We start from the raw sequence: 12,529 nt of genomic DNA, 5'->3' as shown, positions 1-12,529 counted from the left end.
GCGCAGGTCGACGGCGCCGGCCCGTGGCGGCGCTTCTGGAACATCACCCTGCCGATGATCTCGCCGGTGATGTTCTTCAACGTCCTGCTGGAGACGATCCACTCGTTCCAGATCTTCGGCTCGGCGTACGGATTCCTGGAGATGGGTCACGGGTGGAGTTCTCCTCAGGCGCCGAGGGCGGTCTTCGCCTCGGTGAAGAACTGCTTGGCGGAGTCCGCTGCGGAGGCCTTGCCCAGCGCCATGTCGCCCGCGATCCGCAGGAAGGCGGCTTCGACGATGTCGGCGCCGGCCGGGTGCGGGGTGATGGGCTCCAGGACTCCGGCGTCGGCTATCTGCTGCTCGTAGGCGGCGATCTTCTTGCTGACCGGGTCGGTCGGCTGGAACGCCTCGTACTGCTCGGTCGTGGAGAGCACGCCCCGGTCGTAGCCCATGATCCGGCCGGCCTCGGGGTCGTGGACCATGAAGTCGATGAAGGTGGCCACCTCGGCGGGGTGCTTGGTGCGGGCGCTGCCGCTGAGCATCAGGGAACCGAGGTACTGGCCGGTGCGCTTGCCGTCGAGGGTGGGGATGGGGGCGATGGCGTAGGAGCTCTTGCCCTCGGCGGAGTAGCGGGCGGTGAAGTTGTCCCAGGTGAACTCGCCGCCGGCGAGGCCCGCGGCGAGGGCGGACTTGGGCTTGACCTGCTCGACCTTCTTCTGGTCCGCGTAGAGGCCGGACTTGATGCCCTTCTGCGCCTCGTCCCAGTAGGCGGCGAGCTCGCTCTCGGTGAAACCGAGGTCCTTCTCGGTGAAGAACGCCTTGCCCTGCTGGCGCAGGATCAGGTCGTAGAGGTACATCACGCCGTAGGCGCCGGAGTCGCCGGAGGTGCCGCCCTTGTCGTGGATGGCGATGAGGGCGTTCCGCCAGTCGTCCCAGGTCCAGCCGGGCTCGGGGGTGACGCCGGCCTTCTCGTAGACCTTCTCGTCGATGACGTAGCCCATGGAGTTCGAGCCGACGGGGATGCCGAGGAGCTTGCCGTCGACCTCGCCGAACTTCTCCAGACCGGCCCGGAAGTTGCGCAGGTCCAGGTTGCCCTTGTCGGCCTGCGGGGAGAGGTCGAGCAGGACGCGCTTGGCGTCGTACTTGCGCAGGAAGCCGATGGCGTTCTGGAAGACGTCCGGCGGGTTGCCGCCCGCGGCCTGGGTGTTGAACTTCTTCCAGAAGTCGGCGTACTGCTGGAAGTCGGTCTTGACCTTGATCTTCGGGTGCTTCTTCTCGAAGAGGGCGATCGTCTCGTTGATCTTCTTCGCCCGGTCGTCGGCGCCCCACCACGCGTAGCGGATGGTCACCGTGCCGCCCGAGGAGCCGCTGCCCCCACCGCAGCCGGCGGCGGTGAGCCCGGCGCCCGCGAGCGTCACACCGGTGGCCTTGAGGAAGGACCGCCGCTCCATGTGCCTGGACATACGCATGATGCACCTCTCGTCGATGTGTGGGGGAGATTAATGAAACGTTTCAGGAAAGCGCTTGCCCCGCAATGTAGGGGCGGCAGTGAGACCGCGTCAACGGTTTGAGCAGTCCGTCATGTCGAACATGCGCCAGAACTCCGGACGCGGGGGTGTGCGGGCCTCCCCTCGGGCGGCGTCGCAGGTCCCGTCCCCGGCCACCGGGAGGCGCGCGCCGGGCGGCCCGGCCCGGGGCTCCGCGCGCAGGGCGGGGCGGGCGCGGGCAGACACGGGCGGCCGCCGGCCGAGGTCGCACGCGTCCGGGGCGTGCGGGATCCGGCGCCGAGGCGGGGGGCAGGCACGCTGGAGGCCCGAACGGGCGAGGTCGGACACGGGCCGCCGGGCCTTGCGAGCCGTCGCGGGAAGCCCGCCCTCGCCGGGGCTCCCACCAACGGGTCCGGCGAGGAGCGGCGAGGGGCGGGAGAGGCGCCCCGAGCATCGCCCTCGGCCCGACCGGCGCAGGGCGCCGAGGAGCGGCTGCGTTCGCACCGAAGCGTCCCGCGGCTCGGGGCTCGGGGCTCGGGCGGCCCCGACGGCAGCGCGCACAGGGGCGATCCGACGACCGGGGAGGGAGGCCGGCACGCCGGGCGGACGCACCCGTGCCCGCCCCGGCACACCCGCCCGCTCCCGGGGCACGGCTGGACGCGCGAAGGCACCTCCCGGCCTCCCACCAAAGGCGCCGAGCCCGGCGGGGGCGTCGCCAGCGGCGTCGCCGGGTGTGCCGACAGGGCCGGTGCCGCGGACTTCCTCCGGAGGGGGACCCACCGCCCGGAGAGGACGGCGAGAGTGCCCCGGACCGCCCCCCGCCCCGGCGCTCCGTACCGCCCGCGGCAGCCCCGCACGGGCGCGCAGCCGCTCCGCGCGGTCCTCCGTCCTGCTGCCCTCCGTGCGGCCGGGCGCGCGCCGCTGAGCCGCGAGACCGGGCCGCGTCCCTGCGCGGCACGCCCGCCACGGCGTGGCCGGCCCCGGCCCGCCGTGCCCGCGGACGACATCGCCCCCGGGCACGGCCGAGGGGCGCCCGCCCCGTGCGCCCCGGCAGGGCCGGAGTGCACGGGCGCCGGGCGGGAACGGGGCTGCTCCGCGGCCGCCGGGAACAGGATGGATCGGCCCACGGACAAGATCGTGAATCGATTCACCCCATGTCCCCCTGCCGGCCCGTGCCATGACGGTCCGTCACGCGAGGCCGCGGCACCGCCCCGCCCCCGCCGCATCAGCGGTGGCGCAGCCAGGCCGCGGCCGGCAGCAGGCGGTCGGCGTAGTCGAACAGCGCCTGGTTCTCCCAGCCGTTGCCGGACGACGGGTCGGCCGGGTCCCAGCCGTTGCCCGGCACCGCCGTCCAGGTGGGCTCCCAGTAGAAGACGCCCAGTCCGCGGCGGCCGGGCACGGCCTCGACGACGTTCATGACGTCGCGCAGCCACTGGGCCTGGCCGGCCGGGGTCGCGGGGTAGCCGGACACGAGTTCGCCGGGGAGGTCGATGATGTTCTCGTGGCCGTCCTTGCTGTCCAGGCGGAACGGATAGGCGGTCTCGGCGACCATCACCTGCTTGCCGTAGCGGGCGGAGACGTCGTCGAGGTTGGCCTGGAGGGCGGACAGGGAGCCGTGCCAGTAGCCGTAGAAGGAGACGGCGATGACGTCGAAGGGGACGCCCCGGGCGGAGGCGTTGTCGAACCACCAGCGGTAGAGGGCGTTGTCGCCGCCGTGGGCCAGGTGGAGGGCGATCCGCGTGGACGGGGAGACCGCCCTGGCGGCGTCGGCCCCGGAGCGCAGCAGTCCGGCGGTGCGGTCCCAGTCGTCCGTGGACCCTTCGGGCCAGAGCAGGCCCGTGTTGATCTCGTTGCCGATCTGCACCATGTCGGCCGTGGTGCCCTGCGCCTTCAGCGCGTTCAGGACGTCGTACGTGTGGGCGTACACGTCGGTCCGCAGCTGGTCGTAGGTGTGCGCCGACCATGCAGCGGGCTTGCTCTGGGCACCGGGGTCGGCCCAGATGTCGGAGTAGTGGAAGTCGACCAGCAGTCTCATGCCGCGGGCCTTGAGGCGCTTCGCCGTCTCGAGCACGCGTTTCCTGTCGTTGTAGCCGTCGGCCGGATCGACCCAGACCTTGAGGCGCCCGTAGTCGGCGCCCGCCGACCTCAGCAGACCGATGGCGTCCCCGGCGGTGCCGGTGGCTCCGCGGTAGACGCCGCCGAGGTCCTCGCTCTTGTTCAGCGAGGAGACGTCGACGCCTCTGACGGACAACCCGGTGGAGCCGGGGGTGAAGGAGAGGTCGTCGACGTTGATCCAGTTCCCGGCCCGGGCGTCGGAGTTGATGCTCACGGTGCAGGCGCCGCCGGCGACGGACACGGAGGTGACCAGCCGTATCCACCGGCCGTCGGAGGTGACGGGAAGATCGGTGCGCTGCTCGGCCGCACCGCAGTTGCGCAGGGCGAGGTAGGCGGAGTTCTGGCCGCCGCTGGAACGGACCCAGGCGGTGAGGGTGTAGGCACCGTCGGCGAGACCGGACAGGTACTGGTAGGTCTCGACCCGGTAGGCCGAGGCGGACCAGTGGGTGAGGCGGCTGCTGCCGCTGCGGCCGCCGGCCTCGGTGTACGAGGCGGCGTCCTGTCCGGTGGCGGACCAGGTGGACCAGCCGGTGGTGCCGGCTTCGAAGCCGGTGTTGGTGAGGGTGGCGGCGGCTCGGGCGCTCTGGGCGGGCAGTGCCGCGGAGAGCAGGGCGGCGAGCGCGGTCAGCGCGGCGGCCCGCAGCAGTCCGCGGGCAGGGGGTCGGGGGCGGGAGGAGGCTGCGTGCATCGTCGGTCCCTTCGACGGTGACGGGAGAAGGTCGGATGGCGGATGGTGCGGTGCGCCCGGGGCGGCCGGCAGCTCGGCGGCCGCCCCGGGAGTCGGGGGCCCGGAGACACGCCCCGGGCGGGCCCGGAGGAACGCCCCGGGAGTCGGGCCCGGAGGCACGCTCCGGGCGTCGCGGGTCCCGAAGTCGCGGGTCCGGGAGGCACCGGCCCGGCGGCCCGCCCGGGAGCGGGAACCGTGGTCGCGGGACCGGGAGGCACCGGCCCGGCGGCCCGCCCGGCACCGAGGACCGGTGGTCGCGGGGGACCCATGAGCGGGCCGGGGACCCAGTGCGGGCCGGTCCCCCGGCTCAGGCGTCGAGGTGGACGACGCGGACGCCGCCCGGCGGGACGGCGAGGTGCCCGTCGGCGCGTTCCCCGGTGAGCAGTTCGGTCCCGGGGGCGTCCAGGGGCACCTTCGCGTCGTGGCCGGTGTGGTTGACGGCGAACAGATAGGCGCCGCCGGCGCCTTCACGGCGCACCACTTCGACGTCCCGGGGCAGCTCGCTCCGGGGGGCGAGGCCGGCGTCCTCGAAGGCGGCGTCCAGAACGGTGTCCAGGGCGGGTGCGCCGAGGCGGGTGGAGACGTACCAGGCGGTGCCGTCGCCGATGCGGTGGCGGGTGACGGCCGGGCGGTCCTCGGCGGGGCCGTCGGCGTAGGCCCATACCGTCTCGGCGCCGCGCGGCACCACGATTTCGCTCCAGACGTCGCCGGTGAGGCTCGCGCCACCGGGCCCGGTGAGGGTCACGGTCTCCCCCTCCCCCAGGGGCGACCACTCCTCGACGGTCAGGCCCAGCACGTCGCGCAGGACACCCGGATACGCGCCGGGGTGGACGGCGTCGTGCTGGTCGACGATGCCGGAGAAGTAGGAGACGACCAGCGTGCCGCCGCCCTCGGCGTAGGCGCGGAGGTTCCGGCCGGTCTCCTCGGAGGCGAGGTACAGGGCGGGGACGACGACGAGGGGGTAGCGCGAGAGGTCGGCCTCGGGGTGGGCGAAGTCGACCGTCAGGTGCCGGTCGTAGAGGGTCTCGTAGAAGCTGTCGGCACGCTCGCGCGCGTCGTGGTCCTCGCTGGGCCGCCACTCCAGGGTCTGGGCCCACCAGGACTGCCAGTCCCAGACCATCGCCGCGTCGGGAACGGTACGGGTGCCGCGCACGGCGGCGAGCGAGGCGATGCCGGCGCCGAGCTCCACCACCTCCCGCCAGACCCGGGAGTCGGTGCCCGCGTGCGGCAGCATGGCCGAATGGAACTTCTCGGCGCCCTTCCTCGACTGGCGCCACTGGAAGAACATGGCGCCCTCGGAGCCGCGCGCCACATGGGCGAGGGAGTTGCGGGCCATCTCCCCCGGGCGTTTCGCCGGGTTGCGGGGCTGCCAGCTGACGCCGCTGGTGGAGTGCTCCAGCAGCAGCCAGGGCGCGCCGCCTGCGACCGAGCGGGTGAGGTCGGCCGCCATGGCGAGGTTGACGTGGGTACGGCGGCCGTCGGTGATCAGGTAGTGGTCGTTGGTGACCAGGTCGACCTCGCGTCCCCAGGCCCAGTAGTCCACCGTGTCGCACTGGCTGAGCGCGGTCATGAAGTTGGTGGTGACGGGGACGCCGGGGGCGAGGCGGTGGAGGATGTCGCGTTCGGCGCGGAAGTTCTCGCGCAGGGTGTCGTCGGCGAAGCGCCGGTAGTCCAGCTGCTGTGCGGGGTTGCCGACGGTCGGGGTGAGGCGGGGCGGGTCGATCTCGTCGAGGGAGCGGTAGCGCAGGCCCCAGAAGGCGGTTCCCCACGCGTCGTTGACGGCTTCGGCCGTGCCGTAGCGGTCGCCGAGCCAGCGGCGGAAGTGCGCGGCGCAGGTGTCGCAGTAGCAGGCGCTCACGGGCACGCCGTACTCGTTGTGGACGTGCCACATCGCGAGCGCGGGGTGGCCGGCGTAGCGGCGGCCGAGCTCGGTGGTGATCCGTGCGGCGGCCTCGCGGTAGGCGGGGTTGCTGTGGCAGATCGCGGCGCGTGAGCCGAAGGCGTAGCGGACGCCCTCGCGGGTGACGGGGAGTGCCTCGGGGTGGGCGCGGTAGAACCAGGCGGGCGGCGAGACGGTGGGGGTTCCGAGGTCGGCCTGGACACCGTTCTCGTGCAGCAGGTCCAGGATCCGGTCGAGCCAGCCGAAGTCGTGGACGCCGGGCTCCGGTTCGAGCAGCGCCCAGGAGAAGATCCCGACGCTGACCATGGTGACGCCGGCCTCGCGCATCAGCCGGACGTCCTCCTCCCAGACGCTCTGGGGCCATTGCTCGGGGTTGTAGTCCCCGCCGAACGCGAGCCGGCGGGCGCCCCGGTCAGTGGTCTCCGGCATGAATCTTCTCCTGGGTCGACAGCGTGAACGCCTCAAAGACTGAGACATTCTGGGAACGTGCACACAATGGAATCGATGCGATGACGCAACATAAGCGCACAGGAACAACCATTGACAAGTGTCCAGGACGTTTCTCTACTGTGAACGCTCACAGATGCAGAGCCGGCCCCGCACCCTGCGCGGGGACGCCCTTCGGTCAGGGAGACCATCCATGTCCCACACGCTGCACCGCCGCCTCGCGGCGACCGCCACGGCCGTCGTCCTCGGCGCGTCCGCCCTCACCGCCTGCGGCTCGTCCGACGGGGACGCCGAGGCGGATTCCGGGCCGGTCTCCCTCACCTACTGGGCCTGGGCCCCCGGCATGGACAAGGTGGCGGCCCTGTGGAACCAGAAGCACCCGGAGATCAAGGTCACGGTGCAGAAGCAGGCCTCCGGCGACGACCTGGTCACGAAGATCATCACGGCCGCCAAGGCCGGGAAGGCCCCCGACCTGGTGCAGGCCGAGTACCAGGCGCTGCCCACACTGGTCAGCAACGACGCGCTCGCCGACATCTCGGACGAGGTCGGCGGCATCGAGAAGGAGTTCGCCCCCGGCGTCTGGCAGCAGACGACCCTCGGCACGGACGCCGTCTACGCGGTGCCGCAGGACTCCGGGCCGATGATGTTCTACTACCGCGCCGACCTGTTCGAGCAGTACGGACTGAACGTCCCGGTGACCTGGGACGAATTCGCCGAGACCGCCCGCGCGCTGAAGAAGAAGGCGCCGCAGAAGTCGCTGACGACGTTCTCCGCCAACGACTCCGGGCTCTTCGCGGGACTCGCCCAGCAGGCCGGTGCCAAGTGGTGGACGGTCGAGGGCGAGACCTGGAAGGTCGGCATCGACGACGCGGCCACCCGCAAGGTCGCCGAGTTCTGGGGCGGCCTGGTCGAGGAGGGGGCGATCGACAACCAGCCCATGTACACCCCGGCCTGGAACAAGGCGCTCAACACCGGTGAGCAGATCGCCTGGGTGAGCGCGGTGTGGGCACCCGGCACACTGACCACCGCCGCCCCCGACACCAAGGACAAGTGGCGGATGGCGCCCCTCCCCCAGTGGGACGACAGCTCGAACACGACCGGCAGCTGGGGCGGCTCCACCACGGCGGTCACCACGGACTCCCGGCACAAGGAAGCGGCCGCGACGTTCGCCACCTGGCTGAACACCGACCCCGAGGCGCTGGCCGCGCTGGTGAAGGAGGGCGGCATCTACCCGGCGGCCACCTCGGCCCAGACCAGCGGCGCCCTCGCCTCGTCCCACGAATTCTTCGCCGGCCAGGCCGACTTCTACGCGAAGGCGGCGGAGATAGCGGAGACCGCCGCGCCCGCCTACTGGGGCCCGAACGTGAACGTCGCCTACGCCACGTTCAAGGACGCGTTCGGCAAGGCCGCGAAGGCGAAGTCCGGTTTCGGCGACGCCCTGGCCACCATGCAGGCCGCCACCGTCGCGGACCTGAAGAAGCAGGGCTTCGAGGCCGCCCAGTGACCGCACCGCGCACACCCCGCGCGACGCGCCGCGTGCCGAACGGGGTGCGCAGCGCCCCGTACGGCTTCCTCCTGCCGGCCGCCGTGCTCTTCCTGCTGTTCTTCGCGCTGCCCATCGGCTACGCGCTCTGGCTGAGCCTCCACCGGGTCGACGTCCAGGGGCTCGGACTCGGCAGCAACGCCCGGCGCGAGGTCTGGGCGGGCCTGTCGAACTACACCGCCGCCCTGACCGACTCCGAGCTGGGCCACGGCGCCCTGCGGGTGCTCGGCTACGGCGCCGTCGTGGTGCCCGTGATGCTCGGGCTGGCCCTGCTGTTCGCCCTGCTCCTGGACACCGAGCGGGTGCGCGCCCGCTCCTTCTCCCGGCTCGCGATCTTCCTGCCGTACGCGATCCCCGGCGTGGTCGCCGCCCTGCTCTGGGGCTTTCTGTACCTGCCGGACGTCAGCCCGTTCCACTATCTGCTCGACCGGGCGGGCCTGCCGCTCCCCGACCTCATGGACGGCGCGCCGCTGTTCGGCTCCCTGGCCAACATCGCCGTCTGGGGCGGCACGGGCTTCAACATGATCGTCATCTACACCTCGCTGCGGTCCATCCCGGCCGAGGTGTACGAGGCGGCGCGGCTGGACGGTGCGAGCCCGCTGCAGATCGCGCTGCGGATCAAGATCCCGATGGTGGCGCCCTCGCTGGTGCTGACCTGCTTCTTCTCCGTCATCGCCACCCTGCAGGTCTTCAGCGAGCCCACCACCCTCAAGCCGCTGACGAACGGCATCTCCACGACCTGGAGCCCGCTGATGAAGGTGTACAACGACGCCTTCGTGGCCGGGAACGTGTACGCGGCGTCCGCGACCGCCGTGGTGCTCGCCCTCGCCACCTTCGCGCTCTCCTTCGCCCTGCTGCGGTTCGCCAACTCCCGCTCCGAGCACCGAGGAACCCGATGAGCACGTCCACCCTCGCCGGCGGCCGCCGCAAGGCCGCGCCGGCCGCGGGCACCACCCCCGGCTCCGCGCAGGGACCGCCGCGACGCCGGCGGACGGCCCTGCTGCCCACCGCGGCGCTGCTGCTGGGAGCCGTCTACTGTCTGCTGCCGGTCGCGTGGGTGCTGGTCGCCGCGACCAAGTCCGGCAGCGAGCTGTTCTCCACGTTCACCTTCCTGCCCGGCAGCGGTCTCGCCGACAACCTGACCGGTCTCCACGCCTACCGCGACGGGATCTACTGGCAGTGGATGGCCAACTCCGGGCTCTACGCGGGCCTCGGGGCCGTGCTGTCCACCGTGGTGTCGGCGGTCTCCGGCTACGCGCTCGCCGTGTACCGCTTCCGCGGCCGCGAGGTGATCTTCAACGTGCTCCTCGCGGGCGTGCTGATGCCCCCGGTCATCCTCGCCATCCCGCAGTACCTGCTGATGGCGAAGGCCGACCTGACGGACTCGTACCTGTCCGTGCTGCTGCCGCTGATCCTGTCCCCGTACGGGGTGTACCTCGGGCGCGTCTACGCCCAGGCAGCCGTGCCGTCGGAGCTGGTCGAGGCCGCGCGCATGGACGGCGCGGGCGAGTGGCGGATCTTCCTGCGCATCGGCGTGCCGATGATGTCCCCCGGTCTGGTGACGATCTTCCTGTTCCAGTTCGTGGCCATCTGGAACAACTTCCTGCTCCCCTACATCATGCTGAGCGACGACGGGAAGTTCCCCATGACGGTGGGCCTGTTCACGCTGCTGGCGCAGGGCAGCAACACACCGGCCCTCTACACCCTGGTGATCACCGGCGCCCTCCTCGCGATCGTCCCGCTCATCGCCCTCTTCCTGGTCGTCCAGCGGTTCTGGAGCCTCGACCTGCTGTCGGGGGCCGTAAAGTCATGAGCTCCGGGGAACGAGGGGAAGCACCATGAACCGCGGCCCAGAGGGCAGACGCCGGCCGGTCACCATCCACGACGTGGCACGCGAGGCCGGGGTCTCGCGCGGCACGGTCTCACGTGTCCTCAACGGCGGGCACTACGTGAGTCCCGCGGCGCAGACGGCCGTGAACAACGCGATCCGGCGGACCGGCTACGTCGTCAACCGGCACGCCCGCTCGCTGATCACCGGACGGTCCGACTCGGTGGCCTTCCTGCTCACCGAGCCGCAGGAGCGGTTCTTCGAGGACCCCAACTTCAATGTGCTGCTGCGTTCCTGCACCCAGGAACTCGCCTCGCAGGACATTCCGCTGCTGCTGATGATCGCCGGCAACGAGGACGAACGGCGCCGCAACCTGCGCTACATCCAGGCCGGGCACGTCGACGGGGTGCTGCTGGTCTCCAGCCACTCGGGCGATCCGGTGGCGGGTGAGCTGGACGCGGCGGGCATTCCGGTGGTCGCGTGCGGCAAGCCGATCGGGCAGCAGGCGCGGATCAGTTACGTCGCCGCCGACGACCGGGACGGGGCGCGGCAGATGGTCCGCTTCCTGTACGAGTCGGGGCGCCGCCGGATCGCCACCGTGTCCGGTCCCCCGGACACACCCGGCGGTGTGGAGCGGCTGGCGGGCTACCGCGAGACGCTCGCCGAGTGCGGACTGCCCGTCGATGAGGCGCTGATCGCGGTCGGCGACTACAGCAGGGCGAGCGGCGGCCGGGCGGCGGAGCACCTGCTGGAGCACGCCCCGGACATCGACGCGGTGTTCGTCGCCTCCGACCTGATGGCGGACGGTGTGCTCGACGCACTGGCACGCGCCGGGCGCTCGGTGCCCGGGGACGTGGCGGTGGGGGGCTTCGACGACTCGCCGGCCGCGCTGGCCGCGGTGCCCCGTCTCACCACGATCCGCCAGCCGTTCGACCGGATCAGCAAGGAGATGGTGCGCATGCTGATGGCGAGGATCGGCGGCGAGGACCCGGCGGCCGTCATCCTGCCGACCGAGCTGGTCCGCCGCGAGTCCGCCTGACGGCGGGCGCCGCGCGGGGAGCCGCGCCGCGGGGCCGCAAGGCCGCGCTCCCGGGCACCCCGTCTTCCCGGCGCCTCGGTGCCGACCGCACCGGTCCCGGCGGGGCGGGCCGGGACCGGTGCTCCGTCAGGCGGGGTCGCAGAGCGTTCCGTCGAGGGTGACGGAGGCGGGCCTCCCGGTCTGTCCGGTGTGGGTGGCCTGGAAGCCGATCTGTGTACTGGCCCCGGCGGGCAGCGCGGAGTTGTAGGCCAGGCTCCTCGCGGTCACCGCGCCGGCGGCCGGGCTGTAGGAGGCTCCCCAGCCGGACACGATGGTCTGCCCCGGCGGCAGGGTGAACGCGAGCGTCCAGCCGGCGAGGGCGGTGGTCCCGGTGTTGGTCAGGGTGACGGCGGCGGTCAGTCCGGTGGACCAGGCGTTCGTGGTCCACGCCACCGAGCAGGTGCCGGGGCCCGGTCCGGGCCCGGGCCCCGGGGTGGTGCCGTCGAGGCCGAAGAAGGCGACGGCCCGGGCGGCCATGCCAACCGCGGGGAGGGTGTGTCCGGCGCCCTGGATGCTGACGGCCTCCACGGCGGCCTGGGCGCCGGTCGAGCCGTAGCGGGTGCGGGTCCAGTTCGCCTGGGGGCTGTCGGTGGACGCGGGTGTGCGGCTCACGCCGTGGACGTCGGTCCACTGGTCGATCTGTTCGACGAGGTTGGGGTGGCGCAGGGTGGTGTCCTCGGTGCCGTGCCAGATCTGGATGCGGGGGCGAGGCCCGGTCCAGCCGGGGTACGCGGCGCGTGCCAGGTCGCCCCATTGCCTCGGTGTCCGGTCGACGGTGCCGCCCGCGCAGGCGCTGTTCCAGCCCGAGCCGTCGGTGGTGGCGAAGCAGGAGTGCGGGACGCCCATGAAGGCGGCGCCCGCCCGGAACACGTCCGGATAGTTGCCGAGCAGGACATTGGTCATCATGGCGCCGGACGAGGCGCCGGTGACGTAGACGCGTCCGGGGTCGGCGCCGTGGTGCTGCTGGACCCAGCCGATCATGGAGCGGATGCCCACCGGGTCGCTGCCGCCGTCCCGCCGCAGCGCGGCCGGCGAGGAGACGTCGAAGCAGTTGCCGCTCCTGGTCGCCGACGGGTAGACGACGATGAAGCCGTACCGGTCGGCCAGTGCGGCGAACTCGGTTCCGCTGTGGAACGCGGGGCCCGAGCCCGTGCAGTAGTGCACGGCCACCAGGACGGCGGGCCGGGCGGGCACGGTGTCGGGCACGTACAGGTGCATCCGCAGATTGCTGGGGTTGCTGCCGAAGGAGGTGACCTCGGTCAGGGCGGCCGCCTGTGCGGGAGGCGCGGCGACGGCGAGGAGCAGCGCCGAGACCATCGGCAGCACTCCCGCGAACAGCGCGGTCAGCAGGGCCGCCGMCGACCGCCTGGGGAGGGCGGGCGGGTACGGGGATCTGTTGGTCATGTTCCTGTCCTTTCTAGACTG

At 72.3% G+C, this 12,529-nt stretch carries 8 protein-coding genes and 1 pseudogene; 5 read left to right on the top strand and 4 right to left on the bottom strand.

What is annotated here, in order from left to right; genetic code table 11:
• Window positions 1-129: pseudogene (locus EAO77_RS40470) on the top strand (ABC transporter permease subunit); the annotation flags it as partial.
• Window positions 130-164: 35 nt separating this feature from the next.
• Here the strand turns inward: EAO77_RS40470 and EAO77_RS28365 are convergent.
• The 3 genes from EAO77_RS28365 to EAO77_RS28355 all read right to left on the bottom strand — a co-directional run bounded on the left by EAO77_RS28365 (window position 165) and on the right by EAO77_RS28355 (window position 6,637).
• Window positions 165-1,442, bottom strand: a complete 1,278-nt coding sequence (locus EAO77_RS28365) for an extracellular solute-binding protein (RefSeq protein WP_147991185.1) — start codon at window positions 1,440-1,442, stop codon at window positions 165-167.
• 1,249 nt (window positions 1,443-2,691) lie between these two features.
• Complete coding sequence (locus EAO77_RS28360; RefSeq protein ID WP_147991184.1) at window positions 2,692-4,269, bottom strand: arabinogalactan endo-beta-1,4-galactanase; 1,578 nt, start codon at window positions 4,267-4,269, stop codon at window positions 2,692-2,694.
• Between the two features lie 346 nt (window positions 4,270-4,615).
• Window positions 4,616-6,637: a beta-galactosidase gene (locus EAO77_RS28355; RefSeq protein ID WP_147991183.1), complete on the bottom strand. Its 2,022-nt coding sequence runs from the start codon at window positions 6,635-6,637 to the stop codon at window positions 4,616-4,618.
• 211 nt (window positions 6,638-6,848) lie between these two features.
• Here EAO77_RS28355 and EAO77_RS28350 point away from each other — a divergent pair, with 211 nt between their 5' ends.
• Genes EAO77_RS28350 through EAO77_RS28335 form a run of 4 tightly spaced genes read left to right on the top strand, consistent with a single transcriptional unit; the run spans window position 6,849 to window position 11,065 of the window.
• Window positions 6,849-8,159: an ABC transporter substrate-binding protein gene (locus tag EAO77_RS28350; RefSeq protein ID WP_147991182.1), complete on the top strand. Its 1,311-nt coding sequence runs from the start codon at window positions 6,849-6,851 to the stop codon at window positions 8,157-8,159.
• 32 nt (window positions 8,160-8,191) lie between these two features.
• Window positions 8,192-9,097: a carbohydrate ABC transporter permease gene (locus tag EAO77_RS28345; protein WP_147991181.1), complete on the top strand. Its 906-nt coding sequence runs from the start codon at window positions 8,192-8,194 to the stop codon at window positions 9,095-9,097.
• Complete coding sequence (locus tag EAO77_RS28340; RefSeq protein WP_147991180.1) at window positions 9,094-10,011, top strand: carbohydrate ABC transporter permease; 918 nt, start codon at window positions 9,094-9,096, stop codon at window positions 10,009-10,011. The genes EAO77_RS28345 and EAO77_RS28340 overlap by 4 nt, the downstream gene beginning before the upstream one ends.
• Before the next feature lie 25 nt (window positions 10,012-10,036).
• Window positions 10,037-11,065, top strand: a complete 1,029-nt coding sequence (locus tag EAO77_RS28335) for a LacI family DNA-binding transcriptional regulator (RefSeq protein WP_147991179.1) — start codon at window positions 10,037-10,039, stop codon at window positions 11,063-11,065.
• 126 nt (window positions 11,066-11,191) lie between these two features.
• Here the strand turns inward: EAO77_RS28335 and EAO77_RS28330 are convergent, their stop codons facing one another.
• On the bottom strand, window positions 11,192-12,508 hold the full coding sequence (locus tag EAO77_RS28330; protein ID WP_147991178.1) for a PHB depolymerase family esterase: 1,317 nt from the start codon (window positions 12,506-12,508) through the stop codon (window positions 11,192-11,194).
• Window positions 12,509-12,529: the final 21 nt, after the last annotated feature.

The sequence above is a fragment of the Streptomyces sp. T39 genome (genome assembly GCF_008042045.1).
In the GTDB taxonomy this organism is placed as follows: Bacteria; Actinomycetota; Actinomycetes; order Streptomycetales; family Streptomycetaceae; genus Streptomyces.
The sequence above is the reverse complement of the archived record's forward strand: the minus strand, read 5'-3'. Positions and strand labels throughout refer to the sequence as shown.

Excerpts from the sequence above, each read along its gene's own strand:
- EAO77_RS28335 (WP_147991179.1), top strand. The coding sequence starts at position 10,037 with ATGAACCGCGGCCCAGAGGGCAGACGCCGGCCGGTCACCATCCACGAC.
- EAO77_RS28340 (WP_147991180.1), top strand. The coding sequence starts at position 9,094 with ATGAGCACGTCCACCCTCGCCGGCGGCCGCCGCAAGGCCGCGCCGGCC.
- EAO77_RS28365 (WP_147991185.1), bottom strand. The coding sequence starts at position 1,442 with ATGTCCAGGCACATGGAGCGGCGGTCCTTCCTCAAGGCCACCGGTGTG.
- EAO77_RS28360 (WP_147991184.1), bottom strand. The coding sequence starts at position 4,269 with ATGCACGCAGCCTCCTCCCGCCCCCGACCCCCTGCCCGCGGACTGCTG.
- EAO77_RS28355 (WP_147991183.1), bottom strand. The coding sequence starts at position 6,637 with ATGCCGGAGACCACTGACCGGGGCGCCCGCCGGCTCGCGTTCGGCGGG.
- EAO77_RS28350 (WP_147991182.1), top strand. The coding sequence starts at position 6,849 with ATGTCCCACACGCTGCACCGCCGCCTCGCGGCGACCGCCACGGCCGTC.